Origin of the sequence: Actibacterium sp. 188UL27-1 (genome assembly GCF_016901225.1) — a bacterium.
Classification (GTDB): Bacteria; Pseudomonadota; Alphaproteobacteria; order Rhodobacterales; family Rhodobacteraceae; genus 188UL27-1.
This window is the reverse complement of the sequence record NZ_JAFEUL010000005.1, coordinates 220,909-243,241: the sequence shown is the minus strand read 5'-3', so window position 1 is coordinate 243,241 and position 22,333 is coordinate 220,909. Positions and strand designations below refer to the sequence as shown.

The following is a 22,333-nucleotide window of genomic DNA, read 5'->3' as shown; positions in this document are numbered from 1 at the left end:
AGCCGCCTCGGCTAATTCCGAGCAGATCGGCTTGGCGCGTGAGGCTCAATCTGTGTGACCGATCCGTCATTTCCTTGCGCTCCCCAACGGACCGGCCTTGTCGAGCGCTCCTTCCAAAAAATCGTTCTCCAGCGTCAGCTGGCCAATCTTCGCATGCAACGATTTGACATCAATTTCAGGTTCTTTCGAGGTCTTCGGTTTGTCATCAAAGACATCCGTCACGCCATCGAGGACCTGGTTTTTCCACTGCTTGATCTGGTTGGGATGCACATCGAACTGCGTCGCAGGTTCGCCCGTGCTTCATGGGAAACCTTCCACTGGACGCTTTTCTGACCCTCACACCCTTGTCGCCCTTCAAAGCCGCCAACGCGACTTTCGCCTTGAATGCAGGGCTGTGGTTCCGTCTTGGTCGTCTTGCCATCTTCACTTCGTCGTCCCGGCACGCTGCCGGATCAGGAGCGGAAAATCCACCTAACTCATCTGTTCAGATTTCTCAGGCCACCTCTCACCTCTGCAGACCCTTCGCGAAACGTCACATATTGCCAGCGACAAGACGCTCCGGTCCAAAGGCCAATCCACAAACTGACGCGTCCTTCGGATCAAACCTGATACTTTATAAACAAGCCGATACATCGATGCTAAAAGAGGTCTGGTTCCCCGGATGCGTTCTGTCGTGCTTGCGTGCCGTCTTCGTTCTGTTGCAGCAGGCGTTTTTTGACATCATGTAACGTGAGGCGATGGATCAGTGTGTCGGTATTGATTGTCAGGTCAGCCGGGACCTGAGATGCCGTCCCGTGCAACGCGTGCGCCAGATCCATTTGGATCTGGTTCAGGGTATCGAGCGCCTGCAGGCCACGGATTTGTTTGTCTGACACATCACTTTCCGCCAGAATATCCCAAAGCACTGCTTGCACGCTATTGGTCAACTCAGACAGTTTTACACATTCCTCTCCGAGTGCTGTTAGAAGATTGGATATCTGTACAGGAGCCGTGTGGTGTTTGGGAGCCATCGTCATGTTCTAGCTCCCTACAATCGGCCGACCACTGCCTCGATACAGTTTCGTAACGCGCTATGATCAAAAGGCTTCTTCATGAAATTGTTCATACCCAAGCGCTTGCCTGTATCGATGATCTGCTTGTCTGCCTTTCCAGTAATCAAGATGAAGCCGATCCTGTTCAAATGGGCTGAACTGCGCACGGCCTGCAGAAACTCCAACCCGTTCATGCCCGGCATGTTGTAGTCGGACAAGATAAGATGGGCTGACCGTTGTGTGAGTGCAGTCATCGCTGTTTTTCCATCGCTGGCATCGCGGACATTGCGTACGCCTAATGTGTCAAGCGCTTGCAAGATGAGTCCACGACTTGTGGACATATCATCGACAACCATGACATGAAGTTTATCGCGAAGGGCCATTGCTCCACTTTCGCTGTGCCATCTGAGATGACTTCTCCAAGCCCTGTCGTTTATATGTAGTTTGGCCGACCATATTGAAAGATGGCGCATTGTGGTGTTCGATCCGCTCGGAATGCCCAACAAATATCGTTCCACCAGGACGGCAGGCGGCTTCGAACCGCGGCCACAGCTGATATTGGGTGGCTTGCGAGAAATAAATAACGACATTTCTGCAAAAGATAACGTCGAACTGTCCAGAGAATGGCCAGGCATCCATCAGATTCAACTCACGAAATGCGACCATTTGTTTGACCATGTCCGATATCTGAAAATGAGCCTGCTCTGGTATGGCGCAAAAGAAATCTCTTTGCCACGTTGTTGGAAGTGGTTTCAGGCTGCTTTCCGGATAGAGGCCTGATCTGGCGGTTTCAAGTATTGGTAAGTCGATGTCGGTTGCGAGAATTCGGATGTCATGGCTGCTTGCGTTTGGAAACGCCGACAGGATGGCCATGGCAGCAGAGTAAGGCTCTTCTCCCGATGAGCAACCGGCGGACCAAATCCGAACCCTCTGCCCTTTTTTTGCCCGCTGGATAAGATCGGGGAGGATGTCGTTTTCCAGTTTTACGAAGTGGTGGGCCTCTCGAAGAAAGCCGGTCACGTTCGTTGTCAGGATCGAGATGAGCTGGCGACGCTCCCAGTGGCCTTCTTCACTCTCAAGCAGATCACAATAGGAACGGTAGTCAGATATCGACAATGCCTTCAGACGTTTGCCCATGCGTGAAAAAACCATCGAAGCCTTCTCACGCGGGATAAGCAGTCCTGCATGCTCATGGGCAATCTTCGCAACCAACGTGAAGACATCCTCGTCAAACGACTGAACGCTGCACCTGATTGGCCTTTGACTTGCGATTTGGTCGCTCATGCGGCGTCTGCATCCATTGGCGGATGGACGCGATCGAGATCCAAGACACGCAACATGCGTCCCTCGACGATGGTCAGGGCTTTCACAAAGGTTGGGCCATGATCGCCTCCCATTTCCGGGGGCGACTGGATCTCGCTTTGCGGGATCGAGAGGATGTCCGACACAGCATCGACCACCAGGCCGAGTGTTTGGCCATTCACCTGAACAACAATGATGACATTGCGTTCACAGGCCGGGGCAACATCAATCGCCAGGCGCTTGGCCAGATCGATGATCGGAAGAACTGTGCCACGTAAGTTGATCACCCCGCAGATATACGCCGATGCATGGGGCAGCGGTGTGGCACGGGTCCAGCCGCGGATCTCGCGCACCGACATGATATCCACGGAGTATTCCTGTTCGCCGACCCGAAATGACAGCAATTCGTGTTCCGCCGTATCGGTTGTGAGGGGTACATGATCTGACATGGCGTCATCCCGCTAATTGAAGGTCTTCGGAGGGCGTTCCGGTCTTGCCGCTTGCACGGGTCATCAGGTCGACCGGATCCACGATCAGGGCTATTTTGCCGTCGCCCAAAATTGTTGCTGCGGCAATGCCAGGCACACGACCATACGTTGCTTGAAGGCCCTTGATGACGACCTGGCGTTGCTCCTCTATTGTGTCGACGAGCAACGCCATGCGGGCACCGTCTTCCTGCGAAATTAGGAGGACCACGCGCCCTTCATAGTCGGTCGGAGCGGACCGATACCCCAGTTCGACACCAAGATCGACGAGTGGCACAAAGACGTCGCGAATATGGATCACGTTCGTATCCGGGCCCAAGCGCTTTACATCATCGTCCATCAGGCTGATCGTTTCCACGATTGCACTGAGAGGCACGACGAGCGTTTCGCCATCGACCGTAATCACCATTCCGTCCAGCACAGCAAGGGTGAGCGGAAGGCTGATCGAGAACGTGGTGCCGCGGCCTTTAACAGAAGTGATCGAGATGCGACCACCCAGCGACTGTATTGCGCTGCGCACCACATCCATACCGACGCCACGCCCCGAAAGATCAGAAACTTGGGTCATCGTGGAGAAACCTGGCAAGAACAGTAGCGCATCGATTTCGTGATCGCTCAGATCCTGGCCCGGTGGGATCAAACCTCTGGTCTCTGCGATTTGTTTGACCTTTGGCCGGTTGATACCGTCGCCATCATCGCTGATCTCAATAATGACGCGCCCGGACTTGTGAGCGGCGGATAGCGTGATGGTGCCTTCCTCGGATTTGCCCGCTGCAAGACGGTCGGACTTGCTCTCCAAGCCATGATCCACCGCATTTCGGATCATGTGGGTGAGGGGGTCAGCCAGGCGTTCGATGACGGTCTTGTCGACCTCTGTGTTGTCGCCTTCAGTAAGGAAATTCACGCGTTTTCCGATGGCACCAGATGTTTCTCGAGCAATGCGTGACATCCGTTGGAACATTGATTTCACCGGCTGTGCGCGGATCATCATGACGCTATCCTGGATGTCGCGGGTCAACCGCATGAACTCTTCTAATCCGGACGTGACCTGAGAATCCGAAGTAAGTCCTGCCTCTGCGACGCTTTGAGACAACATGGCCTGATTGATGACCAACTCCCCCACGAGGTTCACGAGGCGGTCGATCCGGTCGAGGTCAACGCGAACAGTTGCATTTGGAGTTTGCGTCGGTCTGGTGCCATTGGATTTTTGTAGTGTTGGGCTGGCGAGGGGGGCACCGGGGTTTGATATGTCCACCGCGTCGGGTGGCGGGGCCGGAAGATCGGGTTTATCAGGAGGCGCATTACTCACTTCCGTGATTACCAAGCTGCATAAACCATCGACAAAATCGAACAGTTCGGTCAGATCTTCGGCGGATACCTCAGTCTCAATATCGACCGTCCATGATAGATAGGCGTTTTCAGGGTCGAGAGCCTCAAGGCGAGGCAATTTGCTGCTGTCGCAGGTGATCCGTGCCGTACCGGCCTCCGCCAGCGCACGCAGGAGATGCTGGGGTTCGTTGCCAGATTTGAACAGCTCCGGCTCCGGCGCGAAGATCACACGATATACTGTGCCGGACGGAAGGTCAAAGTCAGACAGATCCAGCGATACCGCCATCGGCTCAAAATCTGTTGCTGCCTCTTCCTCCTTTACGGCATCGCCTGTGAAGCTCTCCAGATCCAGAAGGGTGCCTTCGACCAAGTCTGGTTCGAGACCGTCACCGGTTTGAGAGGATCTTACCAGGTCAGACAGGAAATCTGCGGCCTTGAAGAACAGCAACATCGTATCGTGATCGGGGGTCAGTGTGCCATTGCGGATCGCATCCAACACGGTCTCATACCGGTGGGCGAAGCGGACAAGATCGTCCAACCCGAAGGCCCCTGCGCCTCCCTTTATCGAGTGGACTGCCCGAAAGCAGATATTGATCGTCTCGGGATCCTTATCTCCGCCATCAAGGGCCAAAAGCCCATCCTGCAATGCCTCAAGAAGTTCTTCGCATTCCAAGAAAAACGACGCGCGAATTTCGGCCATGGGATCCGGTTTGGTCATCAGGCTGTTCCGGTTCCCGCGACCATGTTCAGTGCTTTTACCAGCTTGGCGGGGTCGAACGGTTTGACGATCCAACCGGTTGCACCGGCTGCGCGGGCGCGGGCCTTTAGCTCGGGTGCGCTCTCGGTGGTCAGAACAAGGATCGGGGTGGTTTGATGCTGCGGCTGCTCACGGACCGCTTCGATGAAACCGAAACCGTCCAGCCGGGGCATATTGATATCTGTGATGATCGCATCGGGTTGCATGCCATCAAGAACTTCCAACCCATGGATGCCATCCTCTGCCACGGTCGGATCAAAACCCGCCTGGGTCAGCGCGAGTGTCAGCATGTCGCGGATCGTGCGACTGTCATCAATGGCGAGAATGGACAGGCTCATGGCTCAGGCTCCTTCCATCAATGTGTTTGGGGTGATGCCAAACTGATTGAGTTGCGACAGAAAGCTCTCCGACATGCTCGTGAACTGAAACGATTTGCCATCTGACGACCATGTGCGTGCGGCGGACATCAACACCTGCAGGCAATTCGTCCCCAGCAGCGATACGTCATCTGCCGAAACAGAGACATCCTGCCCGCGCAGGCCCATGAAGGTTTCGGCAAGTTTGCCGGCCGCCGGAAAATCCAGCCGCGCAGGAAGGGTGACCGTTTGTGTCATCCGGAAAGCCTGATGGGGCGACCAGGGTTGTACATTGCAGCGTCCCTTTCCTCTCACGCGATAGTTGCGAGAGGTGTAGGCGCGTATGCGTTAATAACGGCTTACGGGAGGTCCGTTTTTTACCGCAGGCTAGATCCGGGCCGAAATGTAGCGGGCTGATCCGGAGAGCGCGGCATAGTCATCTTCTATGATATCAATGGAAAAATTGTGCATCATACCCGCGAACCGTCCCTTGTCGCGGAAGGCGTCTGCGTAGCCCAGGCTGTGCAGGGAAACTCCAAGCGCGCGTGCCACGCCACCAACCAGATAGATGCCGCCAAAGGGTAGGTGGACCAGCGCAAGATTGCCTGACACGGTGCCGAAAATGCGGGTGAAGATCCGCAGGGCATCAACCGCACGCGCATCGCTGCCTGCCCGACCCAGCGCCATGACGGTCGCCGCGTCCTTTTGGACAGGATCGTCGGCTTCCGATCCCAGCCAGTGATAGACCCGCTCCAACCCGCGGCCCGAGAGCACATCTTCGATTGCGGGAAAGCCATGAACCGTTTCGACAAACCGACAAAGGCGCAGATCAGCCTCGGTCCGGATAGGGAGGTTGGCATGACCACATTCCGAGGCGGGCACACTTGCGCGATTGTCATCATGGTAGATGGGGACGGCATTGAAGCCGGTGCCCACATTGATCACCAGTCCGGTATCGGTGGACCGCTGGGCCCCCTCATGGGCATCGACGACGCGCCGCAGATCATTCGATTTAACGCTGGCGGCCCCATAGCCCTGGGCCTGCAGATCGTTGAGCAAGGCTGCGGTTTGGGCGCCTGTTGCCTGGCGGATCGTGTCCGTATCCAGCGTCCAGTCGAGGTTGGTCAGCGTTCCAACTCCGCCATGGACCGGTCCGGCCAGGGCGACGCAGGCTCCCTGATAGTCCTGATGCCCCATTTCGGCAAAATAGTCGCGCAGGACAACGTCTAGGCCGCCGTAATCGGCATTGCGGAACCGGCGGATCGTGTCTGATTGCAAGACAGGGCCATTGGCCAAAGCGACGCGGGTATTGGTGCCGCCGATATCGGCGATCAGTGAACGGGGCGTGGTGGGGTTCACGTCGCGATATCCTTTGATATGTCTCAGCCCATTAGGGCGGCCTGCATCGCGTGGTATGACGATTTCGGGGTGCGCTGCAAGCTGTCGAAATCCACATGGACCAGGCCAAAGCGTGGCGCATATCCTAGCGCCCATTCATAATTGTCGATCAGCGACCAGATAAAATACCCCTTGACCGGAAAACCATCGCCGATGGCGCGCTGCACCTGGGCAATATGGTCATTCAAATAAGTGATGCGGACGGGGTCATCGGCCACATCATCGATCACCGTCTGTTCGGCGGCAATACCATTTTCGGTAATGTATATCGGCAAGTCCGGCGCATATTCCGAGTGCACCATCTTGATGAAATGGTAGAGGCCCTCGGGATAGATCTCCCACCCAACTTGGGTCTGCGGCAGTGATCCCGCGGCATCGGCGTAGCTGGGCCAGGGCCCGGGGGCAGGGGCCACGACCTTGCGAGTGTAATAGTTGATCCCGATCCAGTCGAGCGGTGCTGCGATCGTCTCAAAATCCGCGTGCCACTGATCGGGCAGATGTGGCTCCAGGCCCTCCAGAACGGTGTCGGGATAGGTCTTGTGAAAGAGGCCGGACAGGAAGAACCGGTTATAGATACCGTCGTAAGTTGCGGCTGCCCGGGCCGCCTCCGGACTGTCATCCGCGGGTTGGCTATATTCGAAATTGCACACGGCACCCAGATTGGTCATGCCCAGGGCGCGCATGGTCTGGGTCGCGGTTCCGTGGGCCAACAGGACATGGTGCATCGCGCGGGCGGTCGCGCGAATGTCGCGCAGGCCAGGGGCGTGCTGGCCCAGGAAATGGCTCAGCCAGCCAACGCACCACGGCTCGTTGATGGGCGCGGCCGACCAGATGCGATCCCCGATCCGGCCCATGATGATATCGGTATAATCGGCGAACCAACCGGCAATATCGCGATTGCGCCATCCCCCCATATCGGCAATCGGCGATGGCAGTTCCCAATGGTAGAGCGTGGCGGCAGGTTTCAGGTTGCGCTCTAACATCGCGTCGACCAACCGGTCATAGAAATCCAGACCTTCCGAATTTGGTGCGCCGCGTCCTTCGGGTTGGACCCGGGCCCAAGACGTGGAAAAGCGATAGACGTCCAGACCGGCATTGGCGACCAGATCCAGATCCGCTTCGAAACGGTTATAGTGATCGCACGCGATGGCGCCATTCTGGGCACCGGCCACATTGCCAGGCGTTGCTGCAAAATCATCCCAATGGGTGCGACCGGCCCCACCTTGGCCGTGCCCTTCGATCTGGTAGCTGGATGTCGCGGTGCCAAACAAGAAACCGTCCGGCAGGTCGCTGCGCCGGAAGGCCATCGCCGGGGTCTTTTGGATCATGAATGGGACTTTCTGGCGGGCTGCACGACCGATGGTGGAACCGGGCCTGTGGATTGCCCCTGGATCAGTTCCGCTTTCAGCAACGTCTGTTGGGTCTGGCGGTTCGGATCCGCGATCAGCGACAGCAGCATCTGAGCTGCCAGGCGGCCAGCCTCCCGCACTGACGACCGGGTGGCGGTGAAAACAGGCGGGTCTCCTTCGTTGCGCATATAGGCCATCACATCGTCATGGGTCACGATGGAGACATCGCGGCCCAGGACCAGTCCAGCCTCCTCCAAGGCGCGCCGCGCCCCGTAAGCCACAATCAGGGAGGCGACCAGCATTGCGGTCGGTGGCTCCGGCAAGGCCAACATGTGTTTGGCCGCGGAATAACCCAGATGCTCCGTCATCTCGCCTTGCCACATCAGATCCGGATCCGGTGTCACGCCATAGTCGGCCATCGCGGTTTCCAATCCCTGCCGTCTGCGGCGGGCGAAGCCCATTGTCTCTTGCCCGTTGATCAGCGCAATGCGCCGATGACCGAAGTCAAGGAGATGGCGGCCGGCGGTCTCGAACGCTTCCTGATTGTTAACATCAACCCAGCAATAGCTGTCATCGGGAGCGGTGACGCGTCCATGGACCACAAAAGGCAGCTTCAGCTTTTGAAGCATATTGATGCGGCTATCATCATCCCGGGGTGCATGCAGGATCACACCATCAACGGCCCCGCGCGCCTGTAATTCCCGGTAGGCGCGCGCCTCATCTTCGTCGCTGACGACCGACAGCAGCATGTCATAGCCTGCCTTGGCATAGGCCTCTCCGGCCCCGGCGATGAAGTCACTGAAAATCGGATTGACGATCTCGTGCTGGCTCCAGGTCGGAATCACATGACCGATCGCCATGGCGCGCCCGGTTGCCAAGCCTTTGGCGCGGGAGTTCGGCCGGTAGTCATTGGCCTGCGCCGCCGCCAGAACGCGTTCGCGCGTTTGCTCATTCACCTCCGGATAGCCGTTCAGAGCCCGGCTGACCGTCGTCTGGCTGAGACCCAGAAATTCAGAGAGCTCTTTTAGGTTCATATCCGGTCGTTCGCTTAAATCGCTTCCAATCTGCGCCCTAACTGTTAGCGTCTAAGGTGGAGCGGGTCAAAAGCCGAATGGGCGGGTCCGCAAATGTGGGTTTCTGAACGAGTAATTGCGTGAAAAGTGGGAGGGCTGCGTTGACAGATGTTCTCATTATTGAGACAAAGACGCATATCAAAGCGCTTTGAATGCGCAAATTGCGGTCGTGACAAACGCGGCTCTGAAACCTGGGAGGTTCTCGTATGAAACAGTTTCTGTGGGCTGGCGCGGCTGGTTTGGCGCTTGTTGCCGGTACGGCAAGCGCCGATGGGCATCTGCCGTTCACCCCGGGCGAAGGCGACTTCAGCTGGGACAGTTTCGAGGCGCTTAAATCCATGGATCTGACCGGTGAGACGATCACCGTTTTCGGCACCTGGCTGGGAACCGAAGAGACGCGTTTCGAGAACGCGATGAAGTATTTCGAAGAGGCAACAGGTGCCACGGTCAACTATGCGGGCTCTGACAGTTTCGAACAGCAGATCGTGATCGACCTTGAGGCTGGATCGGCCCCCAACCTGTCGATCTTTCCACAGCCCGGCCTGGCATCCGATCTGGCCGCCCGTGGCCTTTTGGCGCCGCTGGAGCAGGCCGATGCCGATTGGGTGCGCGACAACTACGCTGCCGGTCAATCCTGGGTCGATCTGGCCACCTACAAGGACGAAAACGGCGAGGATCAATTCTATGGCCTGTTCTACCGCGTTGATGTGAAATCGCTGGTTTGGTTCAGCCCCGAGAATTTTGAGGATGCGGGTTATGAAGTCCCCGAAACCATGGAGGACCTCAAGGCGCTGACCGATCAGATCGTCGAAGACGGTGAGACGCCGTGGTGCATCGGGTTGGGATCTGGTGCTGCTACCGGTTGGCCTGCCACGGACTGGGTTGAGGAGCTGATGCTGCGCACCCAGCCGCCCGAGATCTACGACCAGTGGGTCACCAACGAATTGCCATTCGATGATGAAAAGGTCGTCGCCGCGATTGAGGAATTTGGCACCTTTGCCCGCAATGATGATTACGTGGCCGGTGGCGCCGGGGCCGTTGCCTCGACCGATTTCCGGGACAGCCCGGCGGGTCTGTTTGCCTCACCTCCACAATGTTACATGCATCGCCAGGCGAGCTTTATTCCGGCCTTTTTCCCTGAAGGCACATCGATGGGGGAGGATGTCGATTTCTTCTACTTCCCGTCTTATGCCGAAAAGGACCTGGGCAAGCCGGTTTTGGGTGCCGGCACGGTGATGACCATCACCAATGACAGCAAAGGTGCCCGGGCGTTGATGGAGTACCTGAAAACGCCCATTGCCCACGAGATCTGGATGGCACAGGGCGGTTTTCTGACGCCCCATAGTGGCGCCAATTCCGCGCTTTATGCTGACGATGCCTTGCGCAAACAGGGCGAGATCCTGCTGGGCGCCGACACGTTCCGCTTTGACGGGTCTGACTTGATGCCCGGTGCCATCGGTGCCGGCGTGTTCTGGACCGGCATGGTGGATTATGCGGGCGGCAAGGATGCGGGTGAGGTCACCAAATCCATCCAAGATACTTGGCAGTCCATAAAGTAAGCAAAGCGGCGCGGCCTTGAGCCCCTTAGGGCCGCGCATCACATCGATGACCCGAAAAACAGAACAAAACCCGCGATAGGGTGAGGGAGGGGTGGGATGGAACAGCTATTTTATGCGCTGCTGACCGTCGTTATTGGCGTTTTTGGCTGCGTCGCCTATTACTTTTTCTCAAACCTGGCGCTGGATGCGGTTTTTCCAGCAAAGGGAGAGGAGGCTGGCCGCAACATTAACCGTGCCAATGCCATCCGCCCTTGGTTATTTCTGTTCCCGGCTTTGGCGCTCCTCGGCCTTTACCTGTTGTACCCCGTCTATCAATCGGTGGTGCTGTCGTTCCACGATGCAAGGGGTGAGAATTTCGTGGGCCTCGATAACTGGATCTGGCTGTTCAATGACGAAAAGTTCGGCGAGTCGATGCTCAACAACGCGTTGTGGTTGATCTTCGTACCCGCAATGTCGACTTTCTTTGGCCTGATCGCTGCGGCCCTGACAGACCGGATCAAGTGGGGCAATTTCGCCAAGTCGCTGATCTTCATGCCCATGGCGATCAGTTTTATCGGTGCCTCGGTCATCTGGAAATTTGTTTACGATTATCGCGGCGCGGATCAGGAGCAGATCGGGTTGCTCAATGCCTTGGTTGTTGCCCTTGGCGGGGACCCGGCAGCATGGATCACGGTGCCCTTCTGGAACAACTTCTTCCTCATGATCATCCTGGTTTGGATCCAGACGGGTTTTGCCATGGTCATCCTGTCAGCGGCCTTGCGTGGCATCCCCGAGGAAACCATCGAAGCTGCTATCCTCGACGGGGCCTCGCCCCTGCAGATCTTCTGGAAGATCAAGGTGCCACAGATCTGGGGCACCATCGCGGTGGTCTGGACGACGATCACCATTCTGGTTCTGAAAGTCTTTGACATCGTACTGGCCATGACGAACGGCCAATGGTCCAGCCAGGTCCTCGCCAATCTGATGTTTGATTGGATGTTCCGGGGGGCCGACTTTGGCCGTGCCTCAGTCGTCGCCCTGGTAATCATGCTGCTGGTGACCCCGATCATGGTGTGGAACATCCGCAATGCCCGGCAGGAGATGCGATGATGGCCCCGGCGGAGCGGAAAAATCATGGATAATATCGTTGGAACCAAATCGAGCCTGACCTGGGCGGTGAATATCGCTGTTGTCGCACTCGTGCTGCTGTGGACCATCCCAACCTTTGGCCTGCTGGTCTCAAGCTTTCGGGACCGTGATCAGATCACGACGTCGGGTTGGTGGACATCGCTGTCGGCGAGCGAGCAGAATCTACAACTCCGCTCTGCAGCCCCCAGAGAGGCGATCGAGGAAAATGGCGAATGGGTCGTGCGCGGCAACCTCTTTGGCGAAGGCGAGGGCAATCTGACCGCGTTTGGTGTCAATGCCCGCCGCCCGACCGAGTTCGCGCCCGGTGCCACGGCAGAGCGGCGTGACGCCTTCATCACGGTCGAGGCCAACGGCGATTACCGGATCACGAGCGTTGAACAGCCCGAGGGTAGCCGGGGGACTCGGATCTTTGCCACGGTGGTTTCACCCCCCAAATGGACCTTTGAAAACTATGACCGGGTGCTGTTTTCCGAAGGGATCGGGCGCAGTTTCATCAACACATTCACGGTAACAATACCGGCGACGATCATCCCCATTCTGATCGCGGCCTTCGCCGCCTATGCGCTGAGTTGGATGGAATTTCCGGGCCGCGCCCTGATCATAGCGACCATCGTCGGGCTGTTGGTTGTCCCACTGCAGATGTCGCTGATCCCGCTTCTGAAACTGCATAACGGGGTGGGTCTTGGCAAAAGCTATCTTGGGATCTGGCTGGCCCATACCGGGTTCGGCCTGCCCCTCGCGATATATCTTTTACGCAACTACATCTCTGGTCTGCCGCGAGAGATCATCGAAAGCGCCCGCGTCGACGGTGCAACGGATTTTGAGATCTTCCGCCGCATCGTCCTGCCGCTTAGCTTTCCGGCCTTGGCCAGTTTCGCAATTTTCCAGTTTCTGTGGACGTGGAACGACCTGTTGGTCGCCACCGTGTTCCTGGGCAACAACGAGGACCAGTTGGTCATGACGGGCCGCTTGCGCGAACTTCTGGGCTCACGCGGCGGCGATTGGGAAATTTTGGCGGCCTCGGCTTTCGTCTCGATCGCTGTGCCGCTCGTCGTTTTCTTTGCCATGCAGCGATACCTTGTCCGGGGGCTGCTGGCCGGATCCGTAAAGGGTGGATAGACATGACTGTGCATGATGCGAAGACGGTTGAAGCGGCCGTCGATGCCGATTGGTGGCGGGGCGCGGTGATCTATCAGATCTATCCGCGCAGCTTTCAGGACAGTAACGGGGATGGCATCGGTGACCTGCTGGGGATCGTCGAACGCTTGCCTTACGTCGCCTCGCTGGGGGTCGATGCAATCTGGATCTCGCCCTTCTTCACGTCTCCAATGAAGGACTTTGGTTATGACGTCAGCGATTACCGCGATGTTGATCCGATGTTCGGCGCCCTGGCCGATTTCGATGCGGTGATTGCGACGGCCCATGCGCTGGGCCTGAAGGTGATGATCGATCTGGTGTTGAGCCATACCAGCGACCAGCATCCCTGGTTCGCTGAAAGCCGGGTCAGCCGCGACGCTGACAAGGCCAATTGGTATGTCTGGGCCGATCCTGCGCCTGATGGGACCCCGCCCAATAACTGGCTGTCGATCTTTGGCGGTTCGGCCTGGCAATGGGATGCGCGGCGCGAGCAGTATTACCTGCACAACTTCCTGACCTCGCAACCTGACCTGAATTTTCACGAACCCCAGGTGCAGGAGGCGGTTCTGGATGTGACGCGGTTCTGGCTGGACCGGGGCGTGGATGGCTTTCGGCTGGATACGATCAACTTCTACGTCCACGATGCGCAGTTGCGGTCGAACCCCGCCCTGCCGCCGGAAAAACGCAACGCAACGATCGCGCCGTCCGTGAACCCCTATAATCACCAAGAGCACCTTTATTCCAAGAACCAGCCCGAAAACCTGGAATTCCTGGCCAAGTTTCGCGCTGTCATGAATGACTATCCCGCCATTGCCGCGGTGGGTGAGGTGGGTGACGCGCAACTCGGGCTTGATCTTCTGGGTGAATATACCCGGGCGGGTAAAGCCGTTCACATGTGCTATGCCTTTGAATTTCTGTCGAAAGAGGCGCTGACCGCCACCCGCATTGCCGAGGTATTCGGCAAGCTGAACGAGGTCGCCAGCGACGGTTGGGCCTGCTGGGCCTTGTCGAACCATGACGTGATGCGCCATGCCTCCCGGTGGGATCTCAGTCCCGCGGCGCAGCGGCTTTATGCGACGCTGTTGATGTGCTTGCGCGGCTCCGTCTGTCTTTATCAGGGGGAGGAGTTGGGCCTGCCAGAGGCTGATGTGCCGTTCGAGGACCTGCAAGACCCCTATGGCGTCGAGTTCTGGCCCGAATTCAAGGGCCGGGACGGATGCCGCACCCCGATGGTCTGGACCTCTGACAATCAGAATGCCGGCTTTTCCGCGGAGCGGCCTTGGCTGCCCGTATCCTCTGCGCATCTCAATCTGGCAGTGGACAATCAGGAAAAGCACCCCGAGGCGTTGCTACACCATTACCGCCGTGTGATATCGTTCCGCCGCGCCCATCCGGTGCTGGCCAAGGGGGACCTGCACGACATGGCCGCCGATGGGCAGGTCATTCACTTCATCCGGTCCGGGCAGACGTCATCTGGCAAATCCGAAAGCCTGTTCTGCGCTTTCAACCTGTCTGACACGCCCGCTACGCTGCCTGCCCCATCGGGCGACTGGCTGCAGATCGGGACCGAGATCAACTCTGCCGCACCAAATGACGGCACCATCGCGTTGGGCCCCTGGCAGCCCTGCCTGATGCTGAAAGTTTAAAGCCGGAACCCTGGGAGGGGGACACCATGGCCGATCTGAAACTGACCGACGTCGCCAAGGCTTACGGCGAGGTCCAGGTCCTGTCCAACATCAATCTGGACATCAAACAGGGCGAATTGATCGTCTTTGTCGGCCCCTCCGGTTGCGGCAAATCCACCTTGCTGCGGATGATCGCGGGGTTGGAGCGCATCACTGGCGGCACGCTTGAGATCGATAAAACGGTCGTCAATGATGTACCGCCTGCGCAGCGCGGCATCGCCATGGTGTTCCAGTCCTATGCGTTGTACCCGCATATGACGGTGCGCGATAACATGGCCTTCGCCTTGAAAATCGCCAAACAGACGAAGGAGCAGATCGACGCCGCGGTCGAAAATGCGGCCCGGATTCTGCAACTGACGCCGTATCTTGACCGCCTGCCAAAGGCGCTGTCTGGTGGACAGCGTCAGCGGGTCGCCATCGGGCGGGCCATTGTGCGGGACCCTAAGGTCTATCTGTTTGACGAGCCGCTTTCGAACCTCGACGCCGCCTTGCGCGTCGCCACGCGGATCGAGATCGCGCAGCTGAAAGAGTCGATGCCCGACAGCACCATGATCTACGTCACCCATGACCAGGTGGAGGCGATGACCCTTGCCAGCCGCATCGTCGTTCTGGCCGGTGGCGGGATCAGTCAGGTTGGTTCTCCGCTAGAACTCTATGAGAGGCCCGAGAATGAATTTGTGGCGCAGTTCATCGGCTCCCCCGCCATGAACCTGATGTCCGGCAAAATCACCGCGACCGGCATCCAGACCCGTGTTGATCTGGATGGGGGTGGCACCGCCGTTGCGGCGATTGCCACAACCGAGGCGGATATGGGCCGCGCCGTAAACCTGGGCGTTCGTCCTGAGGATCTGTTCGAAACGGATGGTCCGCCGCTTTACCAAGGATCGGTGGCGATCATGGAGGCCTTGGGCGAGGTCACGTTGCTTTACTTCGAAAAGGACGGTGACGGCACCGGTGTTGTGGCCAAGCTGCCGGGCATCCATGCCGATCTGAAACGGCAGGTGGTCAAGCTGACCGCGGATCCGTCGAAAATCCACCTGTTCGCCGACGGCAGGTCGCTGCTTTACCGGTGAGCGTGAACGGGACGTGAGATAATTGTGGAAAACCAAATGCCACCCCTTCCCACTCTGTTAACTTTTTGCCATCAGCTATCGCGTGTATTTATTGGTGTGTGGGGGTTTCGTGCGGTTTTTGTTCTTTTTTCTGCTGGGGCTTTTGGTGTCGTTAGAACTCTCGGTGATCTTTGGGCCACAGCCCGCCGCTGCTGAAGTGATACAGACGGTCCCCGTGTTGCGTTTACCCGTCATAGTCTGAGCGAAAAAAGGGCGACCTGCCTGCAATGCACGCATTCGTCGGGTGCGTGTTACGTCTGATGCCAGTTTGGTGATCTGAGTTGAGAGGTTTGTGCGGCCCCGTTCATTGAATTGGAGCCTTCGGCACGTAAAGTATATTGTGAAGGAGTTGACCGATGCCCGCACCGCATAACCCACTGAAATCTGCACTGGCCCAGAACCAGGTTCAAATTGGATTGTGGCTTGCCCTTGGCAATCCGACCACGACCGCGATTGCCGCTGGGGCGGGTTACGATTGGTGCCTGATCGACGGTGATCATGGCTCAAACGCCGTGTTGGGCGTTTTAGAGCAGGTGCAGGCCATGGATGGGCAGGGCGCCACGCCTGTTGTCCGCGTGCCATTCGGGTCTGATGGGATCTTGCGCGATGTACTCGACCTCGGCGTTCAGACCGTGCTGGTGCAGGATATCGAGACGGCGATCCAGGCCCAAAAGGTTGTCGCCGCCTGCAAATATGGCCCGACCGGCACGCGCAGGATGGCCGATGATACGATCCGCGCGGCAGGTTATGGTGCGGTGACCGATTATGCCGAAACGGCCGATGATCAGATCTGTGTTCTAGTGCAGATCGGCTGTCAGACCGGTTTGGATAATCTGGCCGAGATTGCCGCCGTTGATGGTATTGACGGTGTGTTCATCTCCGCCCCCGATCTGTGCGCCGGGTTGGGGCATATCGGTAAACCGGAATGCCCCGAGGTGATCTCGGTCATCGAAGAGGGTATTGAGGCGATCCGCGTTGCGGGCAAGGCACCCGGGATCGTGTCCTTCAAGACCGAGGCGCTGAAACGCTACGCCGACCAGGGTGTGACCTTTCTGGGTGTTGGGGGCGACGCGACCACCTATGCCAAGGCCGTCCGCGATCTCGCCACATCTGCCGCTGCCGCCGTGCAAGACGGGCGCGGCAGCGGGTCCGTCTATTCGTTGCAGGATCATCGGGCGCGCGCATCCCAACCGTGACTACGCGGCCTTTGACCCACCACAAAACCTTGCGCAAACCACCAACCGTCACCCCAATCAGGGCTTTCAGCTTCGCCAATCCTATGCGATAGGGACGTGCCAACCGATCCCGCGCCCAAGGAGTGTGCCATGGAGATTCGCGAGGCCCTGACCTTCGATGATGTTTTGCTCGTTCCCGCCGAAAGCCGCGTGCTGCCAGCCGGCGCCGATACCTCGACCTTTGTGACACCTTCGATCCGGCTCAATATCCCGCTGCTCAGTTCGGCGATGGATACCGTGACCGAAGCACGCATGGCCATCGCCATGGCCCAGGCAGGTGGCATGGGCGTCATTCACCGCAACCTGGATATCGAGGCGCAATCGAAAGAGGTGCGCCGGGTCAAGCGGTTTGAAAGTGGCGTTGTCTACAATCCGGTGACCTTGCGACCCGATCAGACCCTGGCCGATGCCAAGGAGTTGCAAGACCGCTACCGCATCACCGGCTTTCCCGTCACCGATGAAACGGGCCGTGTCCTGGGCATCGTCACTAATCGGGACATGCGGTTTGCCACTGATCCGTCCACGCCGGTCCATGCGATGATGACGGCCGAAGGTCTGGCGATGCTGGCCGAACCCGCGGATTTGGCGGAGGCGCGCAGCCTGATGGCGGCCCGGCGGATCGAAAAGCTGCTGGTCGTGGACGGGCAGGGGCGTTTGACCGGCCTTCTGACCATCAAGGATATCGAACAAGCTGTCCTGAACCCGCAAGCCTGCAAGGACCATTTGGGCCGCCTGCGCGTCGCGGCCGCCACCACGGTGGGCGATGCGGGCTTTGCCCGGGCAGAAGCGCTGATCGATGCCGGATGCGATTTGATCGTGGTGGATACCGCCCATGGCCATTCCGAAGGCGTGGGTCAGATCGTGGAACGGATCAAGAAAGCGTCGAACGAGGTGCAAGTCCTTGCGGGAAACGTGGCCACAGCCGAGGCGACGCGCGCCCTGATCGGGGCCGGAGCGGATGGGATCAAAGTGGGTATCGGTCCCGGTTCAATCTGCACAACCCGGATGGTCGCAGGCGTTGGTGTGCCACAGCTCACCGCCATCAGCGATTGTGCCGAAGGGGCGGCAAGCGCTGAAATTCCGGTCATTGCCGATGGTGGCATCAAGTTCTCGGGCGATTTTGCCAAGGCGATCGCGGCGGGGGCATCCTGCGCCATGGTCGGCTCGATGATCGCGGGCACGGATGAGAGCCCAGGCGAGGTGATCCTGTATCAGGGCCGCAGCTTCAAAAGCTATCGGGGGATGGGTTCGCTAGGGGCCATGGCCCGGGGGTCGGCCGACCGCTATTTTCAGAAGGACGCGGCCAGCGATAAACTGGTTCCCGAAGGCATAGAAGGGCAGGTTCCCTACAAGGGATCGGCGGGGACGGTCATTCACCAGCTGGTCGGCGGTTTGCGCGCGGCCATGGGTTACACCGGCAATGGCACGGTGGCGGAGATGCGGCGGAATTGCCAATTCGTGAAGATCACCGGTGCCGGGTTAAAGGAAAGCCACGTCCATGATGTGCAGATCACCCGAGAAAGCCCGAATTACCGGATGGTGTGACCTGAGCCGATGACACCGCCTGCGCGCATTGCCGCGGCCATTGAGATCCTGGACCAGATTCTGGATGGCCAATCTGCCGAGCAGATCCTGACCAATTGGGCGCGTCGAAACCGCTATGCCGGCTCTGGCGACCGGCGGGCAATTCGCGATCTTGTTTTTGATGCGATCCGTCGGCAACGCTCCTATGCGCGGCTTGGCCATGGTCTGTCAGGGCGCGGGTTGATGATCGGCGCATTGCGGGCGGCAGGTACGCCTTCTTCGGACATGTTCACGGGCCAGGGCTATGCTCCATCGCCTCTGACGGAGGTTGAGCAAGCTCCGCCGCCCCCTTTGTCAGAGCTTGACGCGCTCGACTGCCCCGATTGGATAGCGCCGCACCTTCGGCAAGATCTTGGCCTGGATTTTGCCCAAACCATGGCGTTGATGCGCGACCGGGCCCCGCTGTTCCTTCGGGTGAATGTGCGCAAAGGCGATCTTGAAACCGCTCGGCACAGCTTGGCTCAAGATGGCATCGACAGCCTGCCGCATACGCTTTCGCCGACCGCCTTGCAGGTCACGTCAGGCGCGTCCAAGGTTCAGCGATCAAAGGCTTACCTATCGGGTCTGGTCGAGATCCAGGATGTGGCCTCTCAAGCCGTCTGTGCGGAAATTCCCATCCCAGACGGTATTCGCGTGCTCGATCTCTGCGCCGGTGGTGGGGGCAAGAGCCTGGCCTTGGCCGCCCGCGCGACGGCGCGGTTCTATGCCCATGATATCCACCTCCAGCGCATGGCCGACCTGCCAGACCGGTCGGCCCGTGCGGCCGCTTCGATCACCGTTCTGACGTCAGATGATGATCTCGCCCGGCATGCCCCGTTTGATCTGGTGATCGTGGATGCTCCTTGTTCAGGTTCTGGGGCATGGCGGCGCCAAGCTGAGGCCAAGTGGCGTCTTACCCCCGAACGGCTCATCGAATTGACCGATTTGCAGGCTCGATTGCTGGATCAAGCCGCCACGTTGATCACGGATAATGGTAGGATCGCGTACATCACCTGCGCATTGTTGGCGGTTGAAAATGCGGATCAAGTGAACGGTTTTCTGGCGCGCCACCCCGGTTGGCGATGCGATCTGGGCCGACAGATCCTGCCCAGCGATGGCGGGGACGGGCTTTTTGTGGCGCTGCTGTCACGGTGACGTCCGGCCTGCAGTGCTGAAATCCCGAACAAACTGTCTTCGAGACATGTTTAATCAGGGATTAAGACTTTCCGATCGAAATGGGTCTGCTACGAATCGATGGGGAGGAATTTTGTGCTGAATATGGCTCTTTCGCCAAGTCCAGTGGTTCGCACGGCAGCGGCATTATCCGATCGGTTGATCCCAATCGCGCTGATGTCGGGTGGGTTGTGCATTGGTGCAGTTTTTGTTCCCTATCCCGCGATTGGTCTGTTGATGTTTGCTGTTGGCGGGACCCTCGCGGCACTTGCCTTGTTCATCCGGGTCCTGTCGGGCCAGCGTGATCTTCGCCATACCGGGCTTTTGGATACCGTATCGACCCTCATCCGCCACGATGCCTCCCCTAGCTTTGTTACCGATGGGCAGGCGATGATCATCCGGCAAAACCCCGTGGCAGATGAACGGTTTGACACACGCGCTGGGCAGGGCTTGTCCCGCCCCATGCGGGAATATTTCGCCAATCCTGGTGCCGTTCTTAAGCGATTGTCGGAAAAGGCCATGCAGGACGGTGGCGGACGAGAGGATGTTGTGACCCGCCGGGGTCATGTGCGCTTGTCCGTGCGCCGTGTCGATGACGGAGTGCTGCTGTGGCGCCTGGATGACATGGCGGAGAGCGTGGTGGGCAGCATTCGACGTGGGGCGGAAGGGCTGAACCTGCCGATGCTGACAGCAAACGCGACCGGTGATATCTTGTTCATGAATGAGGCGACCCGGCGATTGCTGGGGGGGCGACGCAAGACGCTCGATGCTGTGTTCAAGCAGTTGCCGTTGCAATCCGATCAGGACAATATGTTGCTGTCGACCGAGGCGCCCGTACGCGTCAGGGTGTTCTGCAGCCCCAGGCAGAACGAGCAGATGGAAGTATTTCTTTTCCCGGTCAGCGAAGCTGCGGCGCGGTCGGAATTGCCCATCGATAGCGAAATGCTGGATGATCTTCCTGTTGCGGTGATCAAGATGACTGATGCTGGCGAATTGCTCATCGCAAATCGCATGGCGCGTGATCTTTTGGGTAAGGGAGCCCAGCCGGAGGTTAATCTGGCCCACCTTGTTGAGGGTTTGGGACGCTCTGTGCGGGATTGGCTGCTTGAGGCCGCCGAAGGTCGGAACCTGAACAAACCGGAGGTTGTGCGCGCCCGCCGGGCCGAGACGGAGGTCTTTTTGCAGATCACGCTCAGCAGGGTTGTGGGCGAGGATCAGACGACCCTCATTGCCGTGCTCAGTGATGCGACCGAGTTGAAGACATTGGAGGCGCAGTTCGTCCAGAGCCAGAAGATGCAGGCGATCGGCCAGCTTGCTGGGGGTGTTGCCCATGATTTCAACAATTTGCTGACTGCGATTTCCGGCCATTGCGATCTGCTGTTGCTGCGCCACGACCATGGCGATCAGGATTATGGCGACTTGGTGCAGATCAACCAGAACGCCAACCGTGCGGCCAGTTTGGTCGGACAATTGCTGGCCTTCTCACGCAAGCAGAACCTGCAGCCGGAAGTCCTGGATCTGCGCGATACACTGGGGGATCTGACCCATCTGTTGAACCGTCTGGTGGGAGAGAAGATCATGCTCAGCCTCGCCCACGATTCGGCGCTGAAACCCATGCGGGCCGACAAGCGCCAATTGGAGCAGGTCATCATGAACCTTGTCGTGAATGCACGGGATGCCATGCAGGATGGAGGCGAAATCCGGGTCGAGACCGAGATGCGCCAATTCGCGGAAGAATATCGGCGCGACCGGGCTGTCATCCCCAAGGGTGATTACGTGATCGTCAAGGTCTCTGACGAGGGTGTGGGGATCGCGCCAGACAAGCTCAACAAGATTTTTGAGCCGTTTTTCACGACCAAACGCACTGGCGAGGGCACGGGACTGGGACTTTCGACCGCCTATGGCATCGTCAAGCAAACCGGTGGGTACATCTTTGTTGATAGTGAAGTCGATAAAGGCACCACATTTTCCCTCGTCTTTCCCGCCTACAGTCAGAGCATTCCGGCCCCGGTCGACCCGCCTTCCGCAGAAGCAGAACGGCGTATGAACAAAGGCGATGGGGTGATATTACTGGTCGAAGATGAAGCACCTGTGCGGGCCTTCGCCTCCCGCGCGCTTCGGATGAGGGGCTACACCGTCTTGGAGGCTGAAAACGCAGAAGATGCGCTGAGCCTTCTGGAGGATATCTCTCTCAAGATCGATGTCTTCGTGACCGATGTGATCATGCCGGGCCTCGACGGGCCAAGCTGGGTCAAACGTGCGCTCAAGCAGCGTCCGGATGTCAAAGTGGTCTTTGTCTCGGGATATGCAGAGGATTCGTTTGCCGAGGATCAGGCGGGCATACCCAACTCCGTCTTTTTGCCCAAGCCGTTCTCCCTCAATGAGCTGACGGCCACAGTCGCCACGGTCCACGACCAGATCCACTGATGTGATGCCGCTTTGGTAGATGGCCGCGGCTGTACGGGCCGAAGCCGGTAAAGTTATGTGATTGTCTGGGTAAAACTTCCATTCCATGCGGAGACGAACCTGTGTTTTTCAAACATGATTTACGGCTTATTAAGTCTGCCTCATCTAAAATTTAGGAAGAACTTTCTTGAAATGTTCGGGCTTGTCCTGCACATGTTGCGAACAATAGAGGAACAAGAGCGCCCGTTGCCGCCC

Annotated in this window: 19 protein-coding genes and 1 pseudogene; 9 read left to right on the top strand and 11 right to left on the bottom strand. The window is 58.2% G+C overall.

Translation table 11 applies throughout. The annotated features are described in order from the left end of the window. The 11 genes and pseudogenes from IU397_RS23270 to IU397_RS09450 form a co-directional block, all read right to left on the bottom strand. A pseudogene (locus IU397_RS23270) lies at positions 1-421 on the bottom strand (transposase); the annotation flags it as partial. A 217-nt stretch (positions 422-638) separates the two neighbouring features. Continuing rightward, complete coding sequence (locus IU397_RS09495; protein ID WP_204412757.1) at positions 639-1,016, bottom strand: hypothetical protein; 378 nt, start codon at positions 1,014-1,016, stop codon at positions 639-641. A gap of 11 nt (positions 1,017-1,027) precedes the next feature. After that, positions 1,028-1,414 (bottom strand): response regulator, encoded by a 387-nt coding sequence (locus IU397_RS09490; protein ID WP_204412755.1) that lies wholly within the window; start codon positions 1,412-1,414, stop codon positions 1,028-1,030. Next, positions 1,398-2,315 carry a protein-glutamate O-methyltransferase CheR gene (locus tag IU397_RS09485; RefSeq protein ID WP_204412745.1) on the bottom strand — a complete coding sequence of 306 codons (918 nt, stop codon included), beginning with the start codon at positions 2,313-2,315 and terminating at the stop codon, positions 1,398-1,400. Before IU397_RS09485 ends, IU397_RS09490 begins: the two co-directional genes overlap by 17 nt. Beyond that, a complete protein-coding gene (locus IU397_RS09480) occupies positions 2,312-2,782 on the bottom strand; it encodes a chemotaxis protein CheW (protein ID WP_204412743.1) in 471 nt (156 codons plus the stop codon). The genes IU397_RS09485 and IU397_RS09480 overlap by 4 nt, the downstream gene beginning before the upstream one ends. Before the next feature lie 4 nt (positions 2,783-2,786). Beyond that, the gene (locus IU397_RS09475; protein WP_204412796.1) at positions 2,787-4,847 is read right to left on the bottom strand and encodes a chemotaxis protein CheA; all 2,061 of its coding nucleotides are present in this window, start codon (positions 4,845-4,847) and stop codon (positions 2,787-2,789) included. A gap of 17 nt (positions 4,848-4,864) precedes the next feature. Further along, the gene (locus IU397_RS09470) at positions 4,865-5,242 is read right to left on the bottom strand and encodes a response regulator (RefSeq protein ID WP_204412741.1); all 378 of its coding nucleotides are present in this window, start codon (positions 5,240-5,242) and stop codon (positions 4,865-4,867) included. 3 nt (positions 5,243-5,245) lie between these two features. Continuing rightward, positions 5,246-5,518 (bottom strand): STAS domain-containing protein, encoded by a 273-nt coding sequence (locus tag IU397_RS09465; protein WP_204412739.1) that lies wholly within the window; start codon positions 5,516-5,518, stop codon positions 5,246-5,248. A 129-nt stretch (positions 5,519-5,647) separates the two neighbouring features. Further along, a complete protein-coding gene (locus IU397_RS09460; protein WP_370541646.1) occupies positions 5,648-6,619 on the bottom strand; it encodes a glucokinase in 972 nt (323 codons plus the stop codon). Between the two features lie 23 nt (positions 6,620-6,642). Next, positions 6,643-7,965 carry a GH1 family beta-glucosidase gene (locus tag IU397_RS09455; protein WP_204412794.1) on the bottom strand — a complete coding sequence of 441 codons (1,323 nt, stop codon included), beginning with the start codon at positions 7,963-7,965 and terminating at the stop codon, positions 6,643-6,645. A 17-nt stretch (positions 7,966-7,982) separates the two neighbouring features. After that, the gene (locus tag IU397_RS09450) at positions 7,983-9,041 is read right to left on the bottom strand and encodes a LacI family DNA-binding transcriptional regulator (RefSeq protein ID WP_204412726.1); all 1,059 of its coding nucleotides are present in this window, start codon (positions 9,039-9,041) and stop codon (positions 7,983-7,985) included. A gap of 245 nt (positions 9,042-9,286) precedes the next feature. On the opposite strand from IU397_RS09450, the gene IU397_RS09445 reads away from it, so the two are divergent. The 9 genes from IU397_RS09445 (at position 9,287) to IU397_RS09405 (ending at position 22,099) form a co-directional block, all read left to right on the top strand. After that, on the top strand, positions 9,287-10,639 hold the full coding sequence (locus tag IU397_RS09445; RefSeq protein WP_204412720.1) for an ABC transporter substrate-binding protein: 1,353 nt from the start codon (positions 9,287-9,289) through the stop codon (positions 10,637-10,639). Positions 10,640-10,735: 96 nt separating this feature from the next. Beyond that, the gene (locus IU397_RS09440) at positions 10,736-11,728 is read left to right on the top strand and encodes a carbohydrate ABC transporter permease (protein WP_204412718.1); all 993 of its coding nucleotides are present in this window, start codon (positions 10,736-10,738) and stop codon (positions 11,726-11,728) included. 24 nt (positions 11,729-11,752) lie between these two features. After that, positions 11,753-12,886 (top strand): carbohydrate ABC transporter permease, encoded by a 1,134-nt coding sequence (locus IU397_RS09435; protein ID WP_204412716.1) that lies wholly within the window; start codon positions 11,753-11,755, stop codon positions 12,884-12,886. A gap of 2 nt (positions 12,887-12,888) precedes the next feature. Beyond that, positions 12,889-14,550 carry an alpha-glucosidase gene (locus IU397_RS09430; protein WP_204412714.1) on the top strand — a complete coding sequence of 554 codons (1,662 nt, stop codon included), beginning with the start codon at positions 12,889-12,891 and terminating at the stop codon, positions 14,548-14,550. A 26-nt stretch (positions 14,551-14,576) separates the two neighbouring features. Continuing rightward, a complete protein-coding gene (locus IU397_RS09425) occupies positions 14,577-15,662 on the top strand; it encodes an ABC transporter ATP-binding protein (RefSeq protein ID WP_204412712.1) in 1,086 nt (361 codons plus the stop codon). Between the two features lie 395 nt (positions 15,663-16,057). After that, positions 16,058-16,897 carry an HpcH/HpaI aldolase/citrate lyase family protein gene (locus IU397_RS09420; protein WP_204412710.1) on the top strand — a complete coding sequence of 280 codons (840 nt, stop codon included), beginning with the start codon at positions 16,058-16,060 and terminating at the stop codon, positions 16,895-16,897. Between the two features lie 129 nt (positions 16,898-17,026). After that, positions 17,027-18,481: an IMP dehydrogenase gene (gene guaB / locus IU397_RS09415; protein ID WP_204412698.1), complete on the top strand. Its 1,455-nt coding sequence runs from the start codon at positions 17,027-17,029 to the stop codon at positions 18,479-18,481. A 9-nt stretch (positions 18,482-18,490) separates the two neighbouring features. Beyond that, on the top strand, positions 18,491-19,654 hold the full coding sequence (locus tag IU397_RS09410) for an RsmB/NOP family class I SAM-dependent RNA methyltransferase (RefSeq protein WP_204412695.1): 1,164 nt from the start codon (positions 18,491-18,493) through the stop codon (positions 19,652-19,654). 123 nt (positions 19,655-19,777) lie between these two features. Beyond that, positions 19,778-22,099: an ATP-binding protein gene (locus IU397_RS09405; protein ID WP_204412792.1), complete on the top strand. Its 2,322-nt coding sequence runs from the start codon at positions 19,778-19,780 to the stop codon at positions 22,097-22,099. Positions 22,100-22,333 lie beyond the last annotated feature (234 nt).

Bases quoted from the DNA above. Each gene is read 5' to 3' on its own strand.
- IU397_RS09495 (WP_204412757.1), bottom strand. From the start codon at position 1,016: ATGACGATGGCTCCCAAACACCACACGGCTCCTGTACAGATATCCAAT.
- IU397_RS09490 (WP_204412755.1), bottom strand. From the start codon at position 1,414: ATGGCCCTTCGCGATAAACTTCATGTCATGGTTGTCGATGATATGTCC.
- IU397_RS09485 (WP_204412745.1), bottom strand. From the start codon at position 2,315: ATGAGCGACCAAATCGCAAGTCAAAGGCCAATCAGGTGCAGCGTTCAG.
- IU397_RS09480 (WP_204412743.1), bottom strand. From the start codon at position 2,782: ATGTCAGATCATGTACCCCTCACAACCGATACGGCGGAACACGAATTG.
- IU397_RS09475 (WP_204412796.1), bottom strand. From the start codon at position 4,847: ATGGCCGAAATTCGCGCGTCGTTTTTCTTGGAATGCGAAGAACTTCTT.
- IU397_RS09470 (WP_204412741.1), bottom strand. From the start codon at position 5,242: ATGAGCCTGTCCATTCTCGCCATTGATGACAGTCGCACGATCCGCGAC.
- IU397_RS09465 (WP_204412739.1), bottom strand. From the start codon at position 5,518: ATGACACAAACGGTCACCCTTCCTGCGCGGCTGGATTTTCCGGCGGCC.
- IU397_RS09455 (WP_204412794.1), bottom strand. From the start codon at position 7,965: ATGGCCTTCCGGCGCAGCGACCTGCCGGACGGTTTCTTGTTTGGCACC.
- IU397_RS09450 (WP_204412726.1), bottom strand. From the start codon at position 9,041: ATGAACCTAAAAGAGCTCTCTGAATTTCTGGGTCTCAGCCAGACGACG.
- IU397_RS09445 (WP_204412720.1), top strand. From the start codon at position 9,287: ATGAAACAGTTTCTGTGGGCTGGCGCGGCTGGTTTGGCGCTTGTTGCC.
- IU397_RS09440 (WP_204412718.1), top strand. From the start codon at position 10,736: ATGGAACAGCTATTTTATGCGCTGCTGACCGTCGTTATTGGCGTTTTT.
- IU397_RS09435 (WP_204412716.1), top strand. From the start codon at position 11,753: ATGGATAATATCGTTGGAACCAAATCGAGCCTGACCTGGGCGGTGAAT.
- IU397_RS09430 (WP_204412714.1), top strand. From the start codon at position 12,889: ATGACTGTGCATGATGCGAAGACGGTTGAAGCGGCCGTCGATGCCGAT.
- IU397_RS09425 (WP_204412712.1), top strand. From the start codon at position 14,577: ATGGCCGATCTGAAACTGACCGACGTCGCCAAGGCTTACGGCGAGGTC.
- IU397_RS09420 (WP_204412710.1), top strand. From the start codon at position 16,058: ATGCCCGCACCGCATAACCCACTGAAATCTGCACTGGCCCAGAACCAG.
- guaB (WP_204412698.1), top strand. From the start codon at position 17,027: ATGGAGATTCGCGAGGCCCTGACCTTCGATGATGTTTTGCTCGTTCCC.
- IU397_RS09410 (WP_204412695.1), top strand. From the start codon at position 18,491: ATGACACCGCCTGCGCGCATTGCCGCGGCCATTGAGATCCTGGACCAG.
- IU397_RS09405 (WP_204412792.1), top strand. From the start codon at position 19,778: ATGGCTCTTTCGCCAAGTCCAGTGGTTCGCACGGCAGCGGCATTATCC.